The organism is Bradyrhizobium sp., from assembly GCF_030646015.1.
In the GTDB taxonomy this organism is placed as follows: domain Bacteria; phylum Pseudomonadota; class Alphaproteobacteria; order Rhizobiales; family Xanthobacteraceae; genus Bradyrhizobium.
Window position 1 is genome coordinate 41,091 of record NZ_JAUSLT010000072.1, and the last position, 19,558, is coordinate 60,648.

The following is a 19,558-nucleotide window of genomic DNA, read 5'->3' on the forward strand; positions in this document are numbered from 1 at the left end:
ATCAAGTTCGGGCAGGTCAAGAAAAAGCCCCCGCGATACTATCGCGAGGGCTTCTTCGACTTCAATCACGCGCGGCGGCTATTCCGCCGCCTTTGCGCCGCGATCAGGCCAGATCGAAGCGATCGGCATTCATCACCTTGGTCCACGCCGCCACAAAGTCTTTCGCGAACTTCTCCTTCGCGTCGGCGCAGGCATAGACTTCCGCGATGGCGCGCAGCTGCGAGTGCGACCCGAAGATCAGGTCGACGCGGGTGCCGGTCCACTTCGCCGCCTTGGTCTTGCGGTCGCGTCCCTCGTATTCGGAGCCAACCGGGTGCCATTCGGTGCCCATGTCGAGCAGGTTGACGAAGAAGTCGTTCGTCAACGTTCCCGGCTTCGCGGTGAAGACGCCGTGCTTCGCATTGCCGGCATTGGCGCCGAGCACGCGGAGGCCGCCGACCAGCACCGTCAGTTCGGGAGCCGTCAGCGTCATCAGTTGCGCCCGGTCGACCAGCGCCTCTTCCGGCATCATGAATTGCCGCTTGCCGCTGATATAGTTGCGGAAGCCGTCTGCGCGGGGCTCAAGCGGAGCGAAGGAGGCGGCGTCGGTCTGCTCTTGCGAGGCGTCCATGCGGCCGGGCGTGAACGGGACCGCCACGGTCAGGCCGGCATCCTTCGCCGCCTTCTCGATCGCGGCGCTGCCGCCGAGCACGATCAGGTCGGCGAGCGACACTTTCTTGCCGAATCCCTTCTGGATCGCCTCATAGCTAGAGAGCACCTTCGCCAGCTCCGGCGGATTGTTGACTTCCCAATCCTTCTGGGGCGCGAGGCGAATCCGCGCGCCGTTGGCGCCGCCGCGCTTGTCGGAGCCGCGGAACGTCGAGGCCGATGCCCATGCGGTCGAGACCAGCTGCGACACGGTGAGGCCGGAGGCGAGGATCTTTGCCTTCAGCGCGGCGACGTCCTGGTCGTTGATCAGCGGATGATCGACCGCGGGGATCGGATCCTGCCAGATCAGGGTTTCCTTCGGCACCAGTTTGCCGCGGTAGCGCACGGTCGGCCCCATGTCGCGATGCGTCAGCTTGTACCAGGCGCGCGCGAACGCATCGGCGAACTGATCCGGATTCTCGAGGAAGCGCCGCGAGATCTTCTCGTAGGCCGGGTCGAAGCGCAGCGCGAGGTCCGTGGTCAGCATGGTGGGAACGTGCTTCTTCGACGGGTTGAAAGCGTCCGGAATCGTGGCCTCGGCGCCCTTCGCCTTCCACTGTTGTGCGCCGGCCGGGCTCTTGGTCAGTTCCCATTCGAAGTTGAACAGGTTCTCGAAGAAGTGATTGCTCCACTTCGTCGGGGTCTGAGACCACGTCACTTCCGGGCCGCCCGTGATGGCGTCGGCGCCGATGCCGGTGCCATGCTTGCTCTTCCAGCCAAGGCCCTGATCCTCGATGGCGCTGGCTTCCGGATCCGGACCGATCAGCGACGGGTCGCCGGCGCCGTGGGTCTTGCCGAAGGTGTGGCCGCCGGCGATCAGTGCCACGGTCTCTTCGTCGTTCATCGCCATGCGGAAGAACGTCTCGCGGATGTCCTTCGCGGACTTGACCGGGTCCGGATTGCCGTTCGGGCCTTCCGGATTGACGTAGATCAGGCCCATCTGCACCGCGCCGAGCGGTTCGGCGAGTTCGCGTTCGCCGCTGTAGCGTTCGTCGCCCAGCCAGGTGCCTTCGGGACCCCAGTACAGTTCTTCAGGCTCCCACACATCGGCGCGGCCGCCGGCGAAGCCGAAGGTCTTGAAGCCCATCGATTCCAGCGCGACGTTGCCGACGAGAACAAACAGATCCGCCCAGGAGATCTTGCTGCCATACTTCTGCTTGATCGGCCACAACAGGCGGCGCGCCTTGTCCAGGTTGGCGTTGTCAGGCCAGGAGTTGAGCGGCGCGAAGCGCTGCTGGCCGGCGCCTGCGCCGCCACGGCCGTCGGTGATGCGGTAGGTGCCGGCGCTGTGCCAGGCCAAACGGACGAACAATCCGCCGTAGTGACCGAAATCGGCCGGCCACCATTCCTGCGATTCCGTCATCAGGGCATGCAGGTCCTTGATCACGGCGTCGAGGTCGAGGCTTTCAAATTCCTTGGCGTAGTCGAAGCCCTTGCTCATCGGATCGGCGGAAGGGTGGCGCGAATGCAGCACACCGATATCGAGATGCTCGGGCCACCAATCGCGGTTCCTGCGTCCGCCGCCGGTGAACGGGCACTTGCCGGCGCTGTCGTCAGTCTTTGCGTCCATGTTTCTCTCCGATCATGCTCTGAAATCTTGTCGAGTCGCTCCGCATGGAGCGACCGGTGATGGGGTTCTGGTTGCCTGCATCGGACTGGCGGCGCCGGTGATTATTGGGGGCGGTCAGCCATGGCTGTTGTTCCTTCCGGCAGGTAGGGCGAAGCATGCATTTGACCAAGGGGACACCGCGGAGGCATTGACCTGGAACAACCACGTGAGCCGGCCCCGCGGGGTGCTCGGTGCCTTCAGTCAAATGTGCTGCACCCCCACCTTGGAAGATATCTAAGATCAGGTCCAGTCGAATTGTCTTGGGCTCTCGATCAGTTTATCTTATCAGCATGATCACGCTTCGACAGCTGCGTTATCTCTCGGCGCTCGCCAGGCACGGCCATTTCGGCCGCGCCGCCGAGGCCTGTTCCGTGACCCAGCCCGCATTGTCGATGCAGATCCGCGACCTCGAGCGGACCCTCGGCGTCGCGGTAGTGGAGCGGCGGCCGGGCGACGTGATGCTGACCGATGTCGGGCGCGAGATCGCACGTCGGGCAGAAGACGTGCTGACCGCCTCGCGCGACCTGGTGGATTTTGCCAGGCATCGCAGTGGCCCGCTGACCGGCCGGCTGACGCTCGGCGTCATCCCGTCGTTGGCCCCCTATCTGCTGCCGCGGATCCTCCCCCTGCTGCAAAGCAGGTTTCCGGAATTGCAGCTGGAGCTGCGCGAAACCCAGACCCGGCAACTGATCGAGGACATCAAGAGCGGCGCGCTCGATGCCGCGATGCTCGCTTTGCCGGTGGCCGAGCCCGACATCGATACGATTGCCCTGTTCGAGGATCTGTTCCTGCTGGCGGTGCCGGCGAGCGATCCGCGAAAGGAGACTGCGCGGGTGGCCGCTGCAGATATCGATCAGAGCCGGCTGATCCTGCTCGAGGACGGCCACTGCCTTCGCGACCAGGCACTGGCGTTCTGCGCCACCGCGACGCGGGTCCGCAGCGGCGCCGGCACCGTGTTCGGCGCCAGCAGCCTGAACACCGTGATGCAGATGGTCGCGGGCGGCTACGGCGTCACGCTGATTCCGCAGATCGCCGCCGATGTCGAGCGGCGCGACGCGCGCGTGAAATTCCTGCGCCTGGAAAATCCGCAGCCCGGCCGCAGCATCGGCCTCGTGTTCCGCCGCACCTCGCCGCGCAAGGCGGATTTTGCCGCACTGGGCGAGGTGGTGAAGGAGAGTGTGGAAGAGACTCGTGCCCCGGACGCGCAGCGTGAAACGGTGCGCCGCTGAGCCGGCCGCGCTTTCCTCCCCCTCTCCCGCAAGCTTGCGGGGGAGGGCCGGGGTGGGGGTGCCTCAGCGGGTACGGACCGGATGGATTCCTGACAGATCAAACCGCGATGGTCGCACGTAGAGTGCTCAGCGGAGGAGAGAGCCCCCTCCCTAACCCTCCCCCGCAAGCAAGCGCGGGAGAGGGGACAGAGCGTCACTGCCGAGCGACCGAAGATGAACTCAAACCCCCAGCGTGCCGGCCTTGGCGGCGGCATAGCGCTCGGCGATCTTGGTCCAGTTCACCGTGTTCCACCACGCCTTGAGATAGTCGGCGCGGCGGTTCTGGTAGTTGAGATAATAGGCGTGCTCCCAGACGTCGTTGCCCATCAAGGCGCGCTTGCCGTCCATGATCGGGTTGTCCTGGTTCGGGCGGGTCTCGATCGCGAGCTTGCCTTCCTTGGTCACGGTCACGAATACCCAGCCCGAGCCGAACTGGCGGCCGCCCGCGGCGTTAAAGTCGTTCTGGAATTTCTCCAGGCCGCCGAGGTCCTTGTCGATCGCCGCCAGCACCTCGCCCTCGGGCTTGCCGCCGTTCGGTGCCATGATCTCCCAGAACATGGTGTGGTTGGCGTGGCCGCCGAGATTGTTGCGAACGGCGAATTTGATGTCGTCGTTCAGGGCATTGAGGTTGCCGAGCACGTCGGTGATCTTGCTGCTGCCGAGCTGCGGATTGGTCTTGGCGACATTGTTGAGGTTCGCGACATAGGCGGCATGATGCCGGTCATGGTGGATTTCCATCGTCTTGGCGTCGATGTGGGGTTCCAGCGCATTGAATGCATAGGTCAGCGGCGGGAGCACGAACGGGCCGGCGGCTGTGGGCGCGGCAGCGGGGGCCGCGGCGGGTGCCTGGGCGAACACAGCGCGTGGCGCGATGGCGGCTGCGGCGATGCCTGCGGCCATCGTGACGAGATGGCGACGTGATATGGCGGACATGAGAGGTCTCCCTGGGCTGGTGCGAGCACGGGGTGCTCGATTCGGAACATGGTAATGAACGAGGTCGGTGGATGACGCAAAAATCGATTTCAGACGACCGGCCGTCTGTGGCCGGGAGAAACGCGCGAGCATCAACTACGTGCCGGGCGGGCCGACGGTTTCGGCTGATGCTGCGGCGGAATCCCGCAGCCGATCATCGAAACGTGATCGGCCGTCATGGAAGCAAACAAGTCATGGAAGCAAACAAGTCCTGGAAGCCAACAAAAAGGGCGGCTGAAAAGCCGCCCTTCGTTGTCACGTTCGATTGCGAGATTACTCGCCGGCGGCTTCGCGGGCCGGAGCCTCGGCCTTCTGGCCGGCCTCGAGATCCTCGCCGGTGACCTGGTCGACCGCCTTCATCGACAGACGCGTCTTGCCGCGATCGTCGAAGCCGAGCAGCTTGACCTTGACCTTGTCGCCTTCCTTGACGACGTCGGAGGTCTTCTGCACGCGGCTGGCCGCGAGCTGGCTGATGTGGACGAGGCCGTCCTTGGCGCCGAAGAAGTTCACGAAGGCGCCGAACTCCATCACCTTGACCACGGTGCCGTCATAGATCTGGCCGAGCTCCGGATCGGAGGCGATCGACTTGATCCACTTGATCGCCGCCTTGATCGATTCGCCGTCGGCGGAGGCGACCTTGACGGTGCCGTCGTCGTCGATGTTGACCTTGGCGCCGGTCTTTTCGACGATCTCGCGGATCACCTTGCCGCCGGTGCCGATCACTTCACGGATCTTGTCGGTCGGGATCTTGAAGGTCTCGATGCGCGGCGCATATTCGCCGAGCTCGGCACGGGCGTTGGTCAACGCCTTCGACATTTCGCCGAGGATGTGGATACGCCCTTCCTTGGCCTGGCCGAGCGCGACCTTCATGATCTCCTCGGTAATGCCGGCGATCTTAATGTCCATCTGCAGCGAGGTGATGCCGACGTCGGTGCCGGCGACCTTGAAGTCCATGTCGCCGAGATGATCCTCGTCACCGAGGATGTCGGACAGCACCGCGAAGCGCGAGCCTTCCAGGATGAGGCCCATGGCGATACCCGCCGTCGGCCGCTTCAGGGGAACGCCCGCGTCCATCAGCGCCAGTGAAGCGCCGCAGACCGAAGCCATCGAGGACGATCCGTTCGACTCGGTGATCTCGGAGACGACGCGCACCGTGTAGGGGAATTCGTGGTGCGGCGGCAGAACCGGGTGGATCGCGCGCCAGGCCAGCTTGCCGTGGCCGATTTCACGCCGCTTGGTGCCGCCCATGCGTCCGGTCTCACCGACCGAGTAGGGAGGAAAGTTGTAGTGGAGCAGGAACTGCTCCTTGTAGGTGCCCGACAGCGAGTCGATGTACTGCTCGTCCTCACCGGTGCCGAGCGTGGTCACCACCATCGCCTGGGTTTCACCGCGGGTGAACAGCGCCGAACCGTGGGCGCGCGGCAGCACGCCGACTTCGGCGATGATCTGGCGCACGGTCTTGGAGTCGCGGCCGTCGATGCGCTTGCCGGTGTCGAGGATGTTCCAGCGAACGATCTTGGCTTCCAGTTCCTTGAACACGCCGGCGATGCGGAGCTTGTCGTATTTCGGCTCCTGGCCTTCCGGGAAATAGTGCGCCATCACCTTTTCCTTGGCCTTGCCGACCGCCGCGTAACGGTCCTGCTTGATCGGAATGGCGTAGGCGGCGCGCAGCTCGGTCTCGATCATGCCCAGAATCTCTTTTTCCAGCACGCTTTCGTCGACGACCTTGACGTCGCGCGGTTCCTTGGCGGCCTTCTCGGCGAGCTCGATGATGGCGTTGACCACCGGCTGGAAATGCCGGTGTCCGAACATCACGGCACCGAGCATGATGTCTTCGTTGAGTTCCTTGGCTTCCGATTCCACCATCAGAACGGCGTCGGCGGTGCCGGCGACGACGAGGTCGAGCTGGGTTTCGACCATCTCGTCGAGCGTCGGGTTCAGCACGTATTCGTCATTGATGAAGCCGACGCGGGCGGCGCCGATCGGTCCCTTGAAGGGGGCACCGGAAATGGTCAGCGCTGCGGAAGCGGCAACCAGCGCCAGAATGTCGGGATCGTTCTCCATGTCATGCGACAGCACGGTGACGATGACCTGGGTCTCGTTGCGCCAGCCATCGACGAACAGCGGGCGGATCGGACGGTCGATCAGGCGGGAGACCAGCGTTTCCTTCTCGGTCGGCCGGCCCTCGCGCTTGAAGTAGCCGCCGGGAATGCGCCCCGCAGCATAGGTCTTCTCGATGTAGTCGACGGTCAGCGGCAGGAAGTCGACGCCATCGCGGGCGTTCTTGGCGGCCACCACGGTGGCAAGCACCACGGTCTCGCCGTAGGTGGCGAGCACGGCGCCATCGGCCTGACGGGCGATCTTGCCGGTTTCAAGCCTGAGGGGACGGCCACCCCAGTCGATTTCGACTGAATGAATATTGAACATGTAGGTCTTCTTTCTTGGGTTTACGAAAGAACGTCAGCCCAGAAACACAAAGACCATGCGCAAGATTGCGAGACGCTGATCACGATACGAGATCAGCGTCCGGCGATCCTGCCATGGTCTTTATACTTCGGATGGCGTCCATCCCTTCGGTAGTACGGGCATCTTGCCCCGCCCAGCGGCCGGATTGCTGCTGGACGTGTTTGAGCATGATCGTCTCCGAAAATCGGAGTCTGGGTTCCAGAAGACCATGCGAAAAACGCGCGCAAGATTGCGCGCGTGAACACTCAACGACGAATGTTGTGCTTTTCGAGCAGCGCCTTGTAACGCGACTCGTCCTTGCGCTTGATGTAATCGAGCAGGGAACGGCGCGTGGCGACCATCTTCAAAAGGCCCCGGCGTGAATGATTGTCCTTCACGTGGGATTTGAAATGCCCGGTGAGGTTATTGATGCGTTCCGACAGGATCGCAACCTGAACCTCGGGCGAGCCGGTGTCGCCGGCCTTGTTGGCATTCGTCTTGATGACTTCCGCTTTGCGTTCGGCGGTAATCGACATCGTCAAACTCTTTCATTGCTGCGAGCCGAACTGGCGGTCAGTCCGGTCAGGTTAAACACGCGCTTGGGGATGAGTTCGCCATTGCCAATTTCGGCGAGGGCCAAAAGCCGGCCTGCCACCGTGACATAGACTGTGCCGCTACTATTGGGCGCATCCCGTCCGCGCAACAAAACGGCCTGGCCCCGATGGAGCCTTGCCGCATCAGCCCGTGTGACGGCCAGTGCCGGGATGTCGTCCAGCGCGGTCTCAACGGGCAAAAGCGCGTCGGCGAGGCTACCCTCGCCAGACGCGGCTCTATCGCACAAAGCTTCCAACTGTTCCAGCAGAATCATGTCCTTCTCGCCGAACGGCCCGACCAGGGTCCGGCGCAGCGCGCAGATATGGCCGAAACAGCCCAGAAGACGGCCGATATCGCGGGCCAGCGCCCGCACATAGGTTCCCTTGCCGCACTCGGCCTCGAACACCGAATGGCTGCTATCCAATTGTTCTACAAGGGATAAATGGTGAATCTCGACCGGGCGCGGCTTCAGGTCGACGGTTTCGCCGTCGCGCGCCAGATCATAGGCTCGCTCGCCCTGGACCTTGATCGCGGAATACTGCGGAGGGATCTGCTCGATCACGCCGGTAAACCGCGGCAGCAGCGCCCTTATCTCTTCGGCGGAAGGCCTGAGATCGCTGGTTTGAGTCGCCCGGCCCTCGGTATCGTCGGTGTCGCGTTCCTCGCCCCAGGCCACCGTAAAGCGATAGCGCTTGCGGCCGTCCATCACGAACGGAACCGTCTTGGTGGCTTCCCCGAGCGCGATCGGCAGGCCGCCGGAGGCCAGCGGATCGAGCGTGCCGGCGTGGCCGGCGCGCTTGGCCGTGAACAGCCGCTTCACCACCGCGACCGCCTGGGTCGAGGTCATGCCGATCGGCTTGTCGAGGATCACCCAGCCATGGACGTCGCGCTTGTCGCGCCGCATCTGGTTGTTCGGGCGCGGCTGCTTGCCGGAGCGCGGCCGGTTCTCGTCGCGAATCGAATTCGGGTCGCGATTCGCGTCCAAAGAAATATTTTTTTCGGGCGCTTCCGAATCGCCGATATCCGGCTCGATCACGCTGTTGGCGGTGGTCACGATCATTCCTTGTCGTCCGAATCGGGTGCGAGGTCTCTTTGCACCGCAGGTGTTCGCAGTAATTTCTCTATTCGTTCCGCTTCCTCGAATCGTTCGTCGACGCGGAAGCGGACATCAGGCGCGAATTTCAGGTTAACGCGGTGCGCGATCTCGCCGCGCAGGAACTTCTTGTTGCGCTCCAGTGCCGCGATCACCTTGTCGATGTCGCGGCCGCCGAGCGGCATCACGTAAACCGTCGCGAGCTTGAGGTCCGGTGACATCCGCACCTCGGGCACGGTGATGATGTGACCCTCGAGGTCCGGGTCGTGCACGCTACCCTGCGACAGGATATCGGCGACGGCGTGGCGCACCACCTCGCCGACGCGCAACTGACGCTGCGAGCCGCCGGGGGCGGAGTCCTTCTTGTGGTGACTGGGCATGGCGGTCTCTCGAAAACAAATCGTCATGGCCGGGATTGTCCCCGGCCATTCGCATTCTTCTTGCGGTTGAATTCCTGAGACGTGGGTGCCCGGCACATCGGCGCGTTTCGCGCTTCTGGCCGGGCATGACGTCGAACTAGTTCAATATCCTTCTGACGAAGCCGTAAGGTTCAGACTTACAGGCTGCGCTGGATGGTCTCCACGCGATAACATTCGATGACGTCGCCGGCCCGCATGTCGCCGTAATTCTCGAACGCCATGCCGCATTCCTGGCCGGACTGCACTTCCTTCACTTCGTCCTTGAAACGCTTCAGCGTCGACAGCTTGCCTTCATGCACGACGACATTGTCGCGGATCAGGCGGACATTGGCGCCGCGTTCCACGGTGCCGTCGGTGACGCGGCAACCCGCGACCTTGCCGACCTTGGAGATGTTGAACACTTCCAGGATCAGGGCATTGCCCAGCATGGTTTCGCGCAGCGTCGGCGCCAGCAGGCCGGACATCGCCTTCTTCACGTCATCGACGAGGTCGTAGATGATGTTGTAGTAGCGGATCTCGATGCCGTTGCGCTTGGCCGCAGCGGCCGCTTCCTTGTGGGCGCGGACGTTGAAGCCGATGATGGCGGCATTGAAACCTTCCGCCAGCGTGACGTCGGATTCCGAAATGCCGCCGACACCTGCGTGCAGGATGCGCGCCATGACTTCTTCGGTGCCGAGCTTGTCGAGCGAGCCCAGAATCGCCTCCAGCGAGCCCTGCACGTCGGCCTTGATGATCAGCGGGAAGTCCTTGCGGCCCGTGGTCTTGAGTTGCGACATCATCTGCTCGAGCGAACCGCGCATGCCGGAAATCGAGGCAGCCGCGTTCTCGCGCTTCTGATGGGCGCGGTAGCTCGTGACCTGGCGGGCGCGGGCTTCGTTCTCGACCACGGCAAGCCGGTCGCCGGCTTCCGGCGGGCCGTTGAAGCCGAGTACCTCGACCGGGACGGACGGACCGGCCTCGTCGATGGTGACGCCCTGATCGTTGATCAGTGCACGGACACGGCCCATTTCGGCGCCGGCGACGATGATGTCGCCCACGCGCAAGGTGCCGCGCTGCACCAGCACGGTCGCGACCGGACCACGGCCGCGATCCAGCTTGGCTTCGATCACGGTGCCCTCGGCGGGACGCGAGACGTTGGTCTTGAGGTCGAGCAGGTCGGCCTGCAGCGCCACCATTTCCAGGAGCTTGTCGAGGTTGGTCTTGTTCTTGGCGGAAACCTCGACGTCGACCACGTCGCCACCCATCGATTCGACCTGCACTTCGTACTGCAGCAGCTCGGTGCGGACGCGCTCCGGCTTGGCGTCGGGCTTGTCGATCTTGTTGATCGCGATGATCATCGGAACCTTGGCCGCCTTGGCGTGATTGATCGCCTCGATGGTCTGCGGCATGACGCCGTCGTCGGCCGCGACCACCAGGATCACGATGTCGGTGACCTTGGCGCCGCGCGCCCGCATCGCGGTGAACGCGGCGTGGCCCGGGGTGTCGATGAAGGTGATCTTCTTGCCGCTCTCCGGCGAGGTCACCTGATAGGCGCCGATATGCTGGGTGATGCCGCCGGCTTCACCCGAGACCACGTTGGCGTGGCGAAGCGCGTCGAGCAGCGAGGTCTTGCCGTGGTCGACGTGGCCCATCACGGTGACGACGGGCGAACGCGGCTCGGTATCGGAGGAATCGTCGACGACGTCGAACAGGCCTTCCTCGACGTCCGAGGCGGCGACGCGCTTGACGGTGTGGCCGAGTTCCTCAGCGATCAGCTGTGCGGTGTCGGCATCGATCACGTCGGTGATCTTGTGCATCGCGCCCTGCTTCATCAGCAGGCGGATGACGTCGACCGCGCGCTCCGACATGCGGTTGGCGAGTTCCTGGATGTTGATGGCTTCCGGGATCACCACTTCGCGAATCAGCTTTTCCTTCGGCTCGTTGGACTGGTGTCCCTTGAGGCGCTGGGTGCGGCGGCGGAACGAGGCGATCGAACGCTCGCGCACGTCGTCGGCGGTGAGCGCGGTGACCAGCGTCAGGCGGCCGCGCTGCTTCTGCGGCGCCGGCTTGGCGGTGGTCTTCGGCGGCACGGCGGGGCGAACGGCGCCGCCCGGACCGCGACGGATCTGGCGCGGACCTTCATCCTCGTCGGTGGCTTCGGCGGCAACGCCTGGAGCGCGCGCGGCGGGCGCAGCGGCAGCCTTGGCGGCGGCGGCGGTCTTGGCCTCGGCTTCGCCAAAACGCTTCTTGGCTTCGAGTTCGGCCTTGCGCTTGGCTTCCTCGTCCTGGCGGTGGCGTTCTTCCTCGGCCTTGCGGCGGGCCTCGGCGGCCTCGCGCTCGGCTTGCTCGATGCCTTCCTTGGAGTTGCGGCGCCGGGCTTCCTCTTCGGCCAGCCGGCGTTCCTCGATGTCGCGGACCCTGGCGTCGGCGAGTGCGCTGGCGCGGGCGGTGCGTTCATCGTCGGTCAGCGTCTGCAGCACGACGCCTGAATTGCGTCGCGGCGGAGCCGGCGGGGCGGCGGGACGGGCGAGCGGCGCAGCCGGCCTGGGCGGTGCTGCCTTGGCAACGACCGGCTCCGGCGCGTGCGGCGCTTCGGCTGGCCCTTCGCCACCGGCGCGGCGCTTGCCACGCTTCTCGACCACGACCTGCTTGGTCCGGCCGTGGCTGAAGCTCTGGCGCACGGTGCCCGTCTCGACGCGCGGCTTCAGCGTCAAGGTCTTGGTCGGAACACTCAGTGTCTTGTCGCCAGGCGATTTCGTATCAACCATTCAGCAGTCCTAATCTTGTTCTGTTGTGCGTGTCCGCACAGTCTGTTCAGGCGAATTCTTGTTCGACAAATTCTTGTTAGGCGAGTTCTTGGCACCGGCGGTCTTGTCGTCATCCGCCATCCGGTATCGGACCAGGAGTTGGCTGCGCGACAGGAACGTTTTGCTCGCCGGGCCCGCGAGCACGGCAGCATGTATCACATTTGACCGCCCTAGTGCCAAATCCAATTGTTCGGAGGTCAGCGCCGTGACGACCGGGAATTCGGGCGATTCATCGCCAATTCCGGCGTTTTGCCTGACGATGGCGTCCAATTTGCGGATTCCGTCCGCGGCGCCGTCCGAGGCGTGGATCAGGGCGGCTGCCTCGCCTGCCTTGAGGGCGTCCTCGACCTTGCTGAAGCCGGACACCACCTGGCCGGCCTTGGCGGCCATTGCCAGCGCCTCGCTGACGCTGCGCGCCAGCAGGGCCTCGGTATCCGCCGCCAGCGTGGCCGCGGCACGGACCTCGCGCTTGAAACCCTTGCTGAACTGGTTACGCCGGACCGCTTCCGCAACCGCCTGCCTTGAGGCCGAAACCCACAGGCCCCGGCCGGGAAGCTTGCGCTTCAGGTCCGGGATCACCTCGCCCGTGGGCGCGACGACAAACCGGATCAGTTCGTCGATCGGCCGCACCACTCGCGTGACCGCGCACATCCGCATCGTCGCGGACCTGTTGGTCCGCGGTCCGTTGTCGAGATCGGGGTCGGCGAGTGCAAGCATGCGTGCGACATCTCTCCTGTCATCTGCGCGTTACGGTCGCGCAGAACCGGTAGCCATTTTCGCGGAAACCGCGCATCAAACCGGCTGGTCTTCGGTGGCCTCGGCCTCGTCGGTCTTTTTGACGAGGTCGGCCTCGGTGATCCAGCCGGCAATGACGCGCGCCTGCATGATCATGTTCTCGGCATCGTCGCGCGAGATTTCGTTGGGGTCGAGAATGCCGGGATGCTTGGTCGGTTCGGCGCCTTCCTTGCGTTCGGTCCAGCCCACCAGATCGTCGGTGGCGCAACCGGCGAGGTCCTCGACCGTCTTGATCTCGTTCTCGCCGAACTTCACCAGCATCTTCGAAGTTACGCCGGGCACCGTCTTCAGAGCGTCATCCACACCGAGTTCCTTACGTTTGTTTTCGAGCTCGCTTTCGAGCGTTTCCAGATATTCGCGGGCCCGGCTCTGCAGCTCGTTGGCGGTTTCGTCGTCGAAACCTTCGATGCCGGCCAGTTCCTTGACGTCGACCAGCGCCAGTTCCTCCACCGAGGTGAAGCCTTCGGACGCCAGCAATTGGCCGACCACTTCGTCGACATTGAGCGCTTCCATGAACACCCGCGTGGAGTTCTCGAAATCGGCCTGGCGGCGCTCGGATTCTTCCTGTTCGGTCAGAATGTCGATGTCCCAGCCGGTCAGCTGCGAGGCGAGACGAACGTTCTGTCCGCGCCGGCCGATCGCCAGCGACAGCTGGTTGTTGGTGTCGGGCACCACGACCTCGATGCGCTCGCGGTCCTCGTCGATCACGACCTTGGCGACTTCGGCGGGCGCCAGCGCGTTGACGACGAAGGTCGCGATGTCGGGCGACCACGGGATGATGTCGATCTTCTCGCCCTGCAATTCGTTGACCACGGCCTGCACCCGCGAGCCGCGCATGCCGACGCAGGCGCCGACCGGATCGACCGAGGAATCCCTTGAAATCACGCCGATTTTCGCGCGCGAGCCGGGATCGCGGGCCACCGCCTTGATCTCGACGATGCCGTCATAGATCTCGGGCACTTCCTGCGCGAACAGCTTCGCCATGAACTGCGGATGGGTGCGGGAGAGGAAGATCTGCGGTCCGCGGGTTTCGCGGCGCACGTCGAAAATATAGGCGCGGACGCGGTCGCCGTTGCGGAACACCTCGCGCGGCAGCATTTCGTCGCGGCGGATGATGGCTTCGCCGCGGCCCAGATCGACGATGACGCTGCCATATTCGACGCGCTTGACGATGCCGTTGACGATATCGCCGATGCGGTCCTTGAATTCCTGGTACTGCCGGTCGCGCTCGGCCTCGCGCACCTTCTGCACGATCACCTGCTTGGCGGACTGCGCGGCGATGCGGCCATATTCCAGCGGCGGCAGGGTGTCGGCGATGGTGTCGCCGACCTGCGCGCCGGGATTGGCGCGCTGCGCGTCGACCAGCGAAATCTGGTTCGACGAATTCTCGACCTGCTCGACCACCAGCATGTGGCGCGACAGCCGCAATTCGCCCTTCTTGGCGTCGATCTCGGCGTGGACGTCGGTCTCGCTGCCGTAGCGGGCCCGCGCCGCCTTGGCGATGGCGTCTTCCATCGCCGCGATCACGATCGAGCGGTCGATCGATTTTTCGCGCGCCACCGCGTCCGCGATCTGCAGCAGTTCAAGTTTATTGGCGCTGACAGCTGCCATGGCTCATTCTCCTTCAGTGGGATCGATTTCGCCTCTTCGCAGTCTGTCTGCGGCGAGGCGGTGTTCCTTGGTGTTTTTCGGGGCGATCTTCTTTACCGGCTTCAACTTCGCCTTCGGCGCATTGCTCTTGGTCGGGTCGCTTCGCTTCGCATGCGGCGGGGGCGGCGGCTTGATTCCGAGATTCTGCTTCATCTCGCGCTCGGCCAGCTTGCCGCGTCGCATCGACTCCGCGACCAGCTCGTCGGTCAGCACCAGCCGCGCGTCGGCGATGTCTTCCATGACCAGCAAGACCTCGGGATCCTCGTCGCCGCGAACGTCATCGCGACGCAAATGCACGGCATCGCCCTCGACGCCGCCGAGCATGCCGCGAAACCGCTTGCGGCCCTGATGCGCGACCGCCATTTCGATCTTCACGAGATGGCCGGCATAGCGTTCGAAATCGGAGCGGCGCACCAGCGGCCGGTCGATCCCGGGCGAGGAAATCTCCAGCCGGTAGGCCTTCTCGATCGGGTCGGCGACATCCAGCACCGGCGACAGCGCCTTTGAGATCGCCTCGCAATCGTCGATCAGCATGGTTCCGTCAGGCCGTTCCGCCATGATCTGGACGGTGCAGCCGAATTCGCCTGAAATCTTGATCCGCACCAGCCGGTAGCCCATGCCCTGCAGCACCGGGCCGGCCACCGCCGATACCCGCGCCGCGACGCCCGGCTCGACCACGAGACGCGGTTCGGCAAGCAGATCGAAGTCCACGGAACCAGCAGTTGGGTCGGTCATGTCCAGGGTCAAATTTGGTCTGACTTGCAGTGGGTTAGCCGGGCTTAAGCGCGGTCCGGCAGTGCTGCCCCGAATGGAACCCGGCGCCGCACCCAGCGCCGGGCTCGTTCAGGTAATAAAAAAGAGCGGGTCCCGAGGGGCCCACTCTCAATACGCGATCGTATGAGAACCATAAGTTGCGGCTGATATAGCGGTTTTCCGCTGCGACGGCAAGGCCCGCGAGGCCGCGAACCCGTGATTTTGCGGCCTTTCCGGCAGGTTTCAACCTAACCCTTCCTTCACGAACCCCACCTAACGTACCGAAATATCCGCCAATGCGGCGCGTTTGAGTGTGTTTTGGATGACCGTCGCCACATCGCTGATCCCGGGGCTTGATGAGATCGTCAGAAATGGCGATCCCAAGCGTCGCGCCGAGGCCGCGCGGCGGATCGCGGAGCTGTATCTGCAGGGCGCGGCGAATTACCGGGCCGACCATGTCGACCTGTTCGACGGCATTCTGACCGGCCTCGTTCCGCACGCCGGACTCGCCGCGCGCGCCGATCTGGCCGAGCGGTTGTCGATCCTCGCCAACGCGCCGCGCGGGCTGGTCGGGCAACTCGCGTGCGAAGACGAGATCGCGATCGCCGGTCCGCTGCTGCGCCGATCGCCCGTCATCGACGAGCAGGCGCTGGTGGAAATCGCCCGCAGCAAGGGCCAGGGCCACCTGCTGGCGATGTCGGAGCGGCCGACGCTTTCTCCCGATCTCACCGATGTCATGGTCCGCCGCGGCGATCGCGAGGTGGTGCGGCGCGCCGCCGGCAATGCGGGCGCGCTGTTTTCGCACGCCGGATATTCCGGCCTGATCAAGCGCGCCGGCCAGGATGCCGTGCTGACCCTCGCGGTCGGCCAGCGCGCCGATCTCTCGAGCCCCCACCTCAAGCAGTTGCTGGCGGGATCGGTCGAGGTGGTCCGCCGCCGCCTGTTCGAAGTGGTCAGGCCCGAGCGGCAGGCCGATATCGAGGCGGCGATGGGCGAAATCTCCAGCGGGCCGGGGCAGGCCGGGAGCCGCCGCGACTTCGCGCCGGCGCAACGCACCGTGCTGGCGCTGCATAATGCCGGCGAGCTCGACGAAGCCGCGCTGCTCGGCTTTGCCAAGGCCTTCAAATATGAGGAATCGATTGCGACGCTGTCCGCCATGGCGGCGGTGAAACTCGATACCCTCGACCGCCTGATTGCCGGCGACCGGCACGATCCGATCCTGATCGTCGGCAAGGTGATCGGCCTCGAATGGGCCACCGTGCGCGCGCTGATCCTGCTGCGGCTCGGCCCCAACCGGGTGCCGTCGCTGTCGGACATCGAGAGCGCACGGGTGAATTTCGCGCGGCTGATGCCTTCCACGGCCGAGCGCGTGGTGACTTTCTGGCAGGCCCGTCAAACCGCCTGAGTCTCAGGTCCCCGCTTTCCGCCCCGGGGTACTTTCCCTCTGCCAAACCGGCACGCTATGCTGCCGCCACAGGCGCGGCACAGCGCCAACGGGAGAGACAAAAAATGCTGACGGAAGCCGAAATCCAATCGCATGCCGACAGGATCCGCGACGACGGATACACCGTGATCGAACGCGCCGCCGGCCCCGATCTGGTCGAGGCGTTGAAGCAGGCGCTGGAGCGAACCGAGCGGGAGCATCATCTCGGTCCCGCCAAGACCTCGTTCGAAGGCTTCAAGACGGTCCGCATCAACAATCTCCTGACCTATGACGACGTCTTCTGGGAAGTGCCGCTGCATGAGAACGTGCTGCCGGTGGTCGAGCGCGTGCTGGACAAGGAATGCCTGCTGTCGTCGTTCTGTTCGCTGGTGCTCGGCCCCGGCCAGGAGGCGCAGCCGATCCATGAGGACACCCAGCTGATTCCGCTGCCGCGTCCACACATCCCGATCACGCTCAATGCGATCTGGGCGCTGTCGGATTTCCGGCAGGACAACGGCGCGACACGGATCATTCCGGGCAGCCACAAATATGATTCCTCGCCGGAATACGGCAAAGACTACGCCGCCGTGACCGCGACCATGCCGGCCGGCAGCGTGATGCTGTTCGACAGCGCGCTTTGGCATGGCGGCGGTGCCAATCACAGCGATAGCAGGCGCTTCGCATTCTCCTGCGCCTATTGCTGGGGCTGGATGCGGCAGCAGGAAAACCTGCAGCTCGGCATTCCCCATGAGATCGCGCGGCGGTTTCCGCGCCGCTTGCAGGAGCTATGCGGCTACAGCGTCTACAAGGGGCAGTTCGGACACATCGACAATCACGACCCGATCGAACTTTTGGGCCGCGAGCGCGGCAAGCGCATGGTGTGGGAAGCCACTGACGTCAGGAAGGCGCGGATGGGCGAGGCGGCGAAGGGGTAGCGACACGCCCCACTCCCTCATGGTGAGGAGTGCGTCCGGACGGCGCATTTGCGCTGTCCGGCGCGCGTCTCGAACCATCTGGCTCATGGCCTGCTGCCATCCTTCGAGACGCCGCGCGAAGCGCGCGCGGCTCCTCAGGATGAGGTCCGGCGGAATCGCAAATACGCCGCCCGTCGTCCCTCGCGTTCGGCTTTCCGCCCGTATCGCGTCATGGTGTAGCCGGGCCACGGCAAGCGCCAGTCGTCGGCGCGCTCCGCCAGCCAGACGAAGTCGGGCGAGTGCTGCAGATGCGCCAGCGTCCAGGCGACGTAGCCGTCGATGTCACAGACGAAGCGGAATTCGCCGTCGGGTTCGAGTACGCGCGCCATCGCGGCCACGGTGGCATCCTGCACGAAGCGACGCTTCCAGTGCCGCCGCTTCGGCCATGGATCGGGGTGGATCAGGTCGATTCGCTCGAGCGACTGCGGTGGCGCCCAGGCTACCAGCTCGGCGGCGTCGCCCGCGAACAGCCTGATATTGCCGATATTGTTGGCTTCGATCTGCGTCAGGATTTTCGCCATGCCGTTGACGTAGGGCTCGCAGCCGATGAAGCCGGTATTGGGAAAGGCGAGCGCTTCGGCGATCAGATGCTCGCCGCCGCCGAACCCGATTTCCAGCCTGACATGGTCGACATCAGGGTCGAACAGTTCGGCGAGGCCCGATGGCGCCGGAACGGTGATGTCGAGCGCGAGGCGCGGCAGCAGCTGCGCGATCAGGTCGGCCTGGTGCGAGCGCAGTTTGTGGCCCTTGCGCCGCCCGAAGAACGAGCCGTGCCGGTGCGCGGCCTCGTCATCGTCGGGCGATGGGTCGTGATCCCCGGGGTCACGGGTTGCGATGCTCATCGCAGCGTCTGGTACAGCCGATACAACAGCCGTGCCCTCGGCTCGATCGACGAAATGTACATCTGCTCGTAATGGGTATGCGCGCCCTGGCCATCGACGCCGAGGCCGTCGAGCGTCGCGGTATGCGGCGCGGTGAAATTGCCGTCGGAGCCGCCGCCGGTGAAGGTGTCGACCAGATCGAAGCCGATTTCCGCGGCGAGCTCTTTGGCATGTTCGTAAAGCGCTGCGCCGGCATTGCCCTTCTCGTAGGGTGGCCGGTTCAATTCGCCTGACACCTTGACGCTCACGCCTTCGGTGCGGGACTTCAAATTGAGGATTCTGGCGACGAGATCGTCGGCATCCGCAATGGTCGGCACGCGAAGATCGACTTCGGCATAGGCTTCTTCCGCAATGACGTTCGGCCGGGTGCCGCCCCTGACGACGCCGACATTGACGCTGATGCCGCGTTTCAGATCGTTCATGGCGTCCAGGGCCAGGACAACATTGGCGAGTTCGCGGATCGCGCTGCGGCCGTCCTCGGGCCTGGTGCCGGCATGGGCCGGCACGCCCTTGATGGCGATGTCGAACCGCGCGACGCCCTTGCGCCCGGTGACGATCTTGCCGCCGTCGCGGGCAGGCTCGGTCACCAGCACATATTTGGCCTTGCGCCCCTCGGCTTCGATCAGCGCGCGCGAGGTCGGGCTGCCGATCTCCTCATCGGAAACATAGAGCTGGGTCACGCCGAGCGGCGAACGCTCGCCGCTGGCGCAGAGCTGCCTGAACGCGTGATAGGCGAGGTAGGCGCCGCCCTTCATGTCGTAGATGCCGGGACCGAAGGCGACGTCGCCCTCCACCCTGAACGGCAGCCGCTCGATGAATCCGATGGGATGGACCGTATCGAGATGGCTCAGCACCAGGATTCCCGGCGCATCCTGGCCCCATGACGAACGCACCACGAGATGATCGCCGCAGCCGGAATGTCCCGCGATCCGCTCGATCGCAACCGGCAACTCGCGATAGCCGTCCGCGACCATGGTCGCGAGCTTGTTGACCTGCTCGGGCGCTTCCGTCGGCGTCTCGATCTCGACCCAGCGGCGGATGCCGTCGAGAATGGCTTTGGAATCGAAAGGATCGGCTGTGGTCGGCATGATGTCGCCTTTAAGATTCTCGTCATTCCGGGGCGTGAGCGAAGCGAGCGAGCCCGGAATCCATAACCACGATCGGGAGTATGGATTCCCCGATGTGCAATTGCACATCTGAGGCCTGCGC

The 19,558-nt window shown here is 64.5% G+C and carries 15 protein-coding genes; 3 read left to right on the forward strand and 12 right to left on the reverse strand.

The genetic code is table 11. The features are described 5' to 3' along the window. Positions 1 to 103 precede the first annotated feature (103 nt). Entirely contained in the window at positions 104 to 2,257 is a 2,154-nt protein-coding gene (katG, locus tag Q7T45_RS10630) for a catalase/peroxidase HPI (RefSeq protein ID WP_304870484.1), read from the reverse strand. A 329-nt stretch (positions 2,258 to 2,586) separates the two neighbouring features. Here katG and Q7T45_RS10635 point away from each other — a divergent pair, with 329 nt between their 5' ends. After that, positions 2,587 to 3,525 carry a LysR substrate-binding domain-containing protein gene (locus Q7T45_RS10635; protein ID WP_304870486.1) on the forward strand — a complete coding sequence of 313 codons (939 nt, stop codon included), beginning with the start codon at positions 2,587 to 2,589 and terminating at the stop codon, positions 3,523 to 3,525. A 219-nt stretch (positions 3,526 to 3,744) separates the two neighbouring features. Here the strand turns inward: Q7T45_RS10635 and Q7T45_RS10640 are convergent, their stop codons facing one another. The 9 genes from Q7T45_RS10640 to rimP all read right to left on the reverse strand — a co-directional run bounded on the left by Q7T45_RS10640 (position 3,745) and on the right by rimP (position 15,053). Next, positions 3,745 to 4,497: a superoxide dismutase gene (locus tag Q7T45_RS10640; protein WP_304870488.1), complete on the reverse strand. Its 753-nt coding sequence runs from the start codon at positions 4,495 to 4,497 to the stop codon at positions 3,745 to 3,747. 312 nt (positions 4,498 to 4,809) lie between these two features. After that, positions 4,810 to 6,963: a polyribonucleotide nucleotidyltransferase gene (gene pnp, locus Q7T45_RS10645; RefSeq protein WP_304870489.1), complete on the reverse strand. Its 2,154-nt coding sequence runs from the start codon at positions 6,961 to 6,963 to the stop codon at positions 4,810 to 4,812. 284 nt (positions 6,964 to 7,247) lie between these two features. Beyond that, positions 7,248 to 7,517, reverse strand: a complete 270-nt coding sequence (gene rpsO, locus Q7T45_RS10650; RefSeq protein WP_291864026.1) for a 30S ribosomal protein S15 — start codon at positions 7,515 to 7,517, stop codon at positions 7,248 to 7,250. Between the two features lie 2 nt (positions 7,518 to 7,519). Then, positions 7,520 to 8,635, reverse strand: a complete 1,116-nt coding sequence (gene truB / locus Q7T45_RS10655) for a tRNA pseudouridine(55) synthase TruB (RefSeq protein ID WP_304870495.1) — start codon at positions 8,633 to 8,635, stop codon at positions 7,520 to 7,522. Beyond that, entirely contained in the window at positions 8,632 to 9,048 is a 417-nt protein-coding gene (rbfA, locus tag Q7T45_RS10660; protein WP_304870497.1) for a 30S ribosome-binding factor RbfA, read from the reverse strand. The genes truB and rbfA overlap by 4 nt, the downstream gene beginning before the upstream one ends. 176 nt (positions 9,049 to 9,224) lie before the next feature. Then, positions 9,225 to 11,834, reverse strand: coding sequence for a translation initiation factor IF-2 (gene infB / locus Q7T45_RS10665; protein ID WP_304870499.1), 2,610 nt, complete (start codon positions 11,832 to 11,834; stop codon positions 9,225 to 9,227). A gap of 9 nt (positions 11,835 to 11,843) precedes the next feature. Further along, positions 11,844 to 12,590 (reverse strand): RNA-binding protein, encoded by a 747-nt coding sequence (locus Q7T45_RS10670; RefSeq protein ID WP_304870500.1) that lies wholly within the window; start codon positions 12,588 to 12,590, stop codon positions 11,844 to 11,846. A 75-nt stretch (positions 12,591 to 12,665) separates the two neighbouring features. Then, a complete protein-coding gene (gene nusA, locus Q7T45_RS10675) occupies positions 12,666 to 14,279 on the reverse strand; it encodes a transcription termination factor NusA (protein ID WP_304870501.1) in 1,614 nt (537 codons plus the stop codon). Between the two features lie 3 nt (positions 14,280 to 14,282). Next, positions 14,283 to 15,053 (reverse strand): ribosome maturation factor RimP, encoded by a 771-nt coding sequence (gene rimP, locus Q7T45_RS10680; protein WP_304870503.1) that lies wholly within the window; start codon positions 15,051 to 15,053, stop codon positions 14,283 to 14,285. Positions 15,054 to 15,393: 340 nt separating this feature from the next. Here rimP and Q7T45_RS10685 point away from each other — a divergent pair, with 340 nt between their 5' ends. Then, the gene (locus Q7T45_RS10685) at positions 15,394 to 16,476 is read left to right on the forward strand and encodes a DUF2336 domain-containing protein (protein WP_304870505.1); all 1,083 of its coding nucleotides are present in this window, start codon (positions 15,394 to 15,396) and stop codon (positions 16,474 to 16,476) included. Between the two features lie 104 nt (positions 16,477 to 16,580). After that, positions 16,581 to 17,429 carry a phytanoyl-CoA dioxygenase family protein gene (locus Q7T45_RS10690; protein WP_304870507.1) on the forward strand — a complete coding sequence of 283 codons (849 nt, stop codon included), beginning with the start codon at positions 16,581 to 16,583 and terminating at the stop codon, positions 17,427 to 17,429. Positions 17,430 to 17,563: 134 nt separating this feature from the next. Here Q7T45_RS10690 and Q7T45_RS10695 read toward each other — a convergent pair whose 3' ends face one another. Then, the gene (locus tag Q7T45_RS10695) at positions 17,564 to 18,310 is read right to left on the reverse strand and encodes a tRNA (guanine(46)-N(7))-methyltransferase TrmB (protein WP_304870509.1); all 747 of its coding nucleotides are present in this window, start codon (positions 18,308 to 18,310) and stop codon (positions 17,564 to 17,566) included. Beyond that, positions 18,307 to 19,437 carry a M20 family metallopeptidase gene (locus Q7T45_RS10700; RefSeq protein WP_304870511.1) on the reverse strand — a complete coding sequence of 377 codons (1,131 nt, stop codon included), beginning with the start codon at positions 19,435 to 19,437 and terminating at the stop codon, positions 18,307 to 18,309. Before Q7T45_RS10700 ends, Q7T45_RS10695 begins: the two co-directional genes overlap by 4 nt. Positions 19,438 to 19,558: the final 121 nt, after the last annotated feature.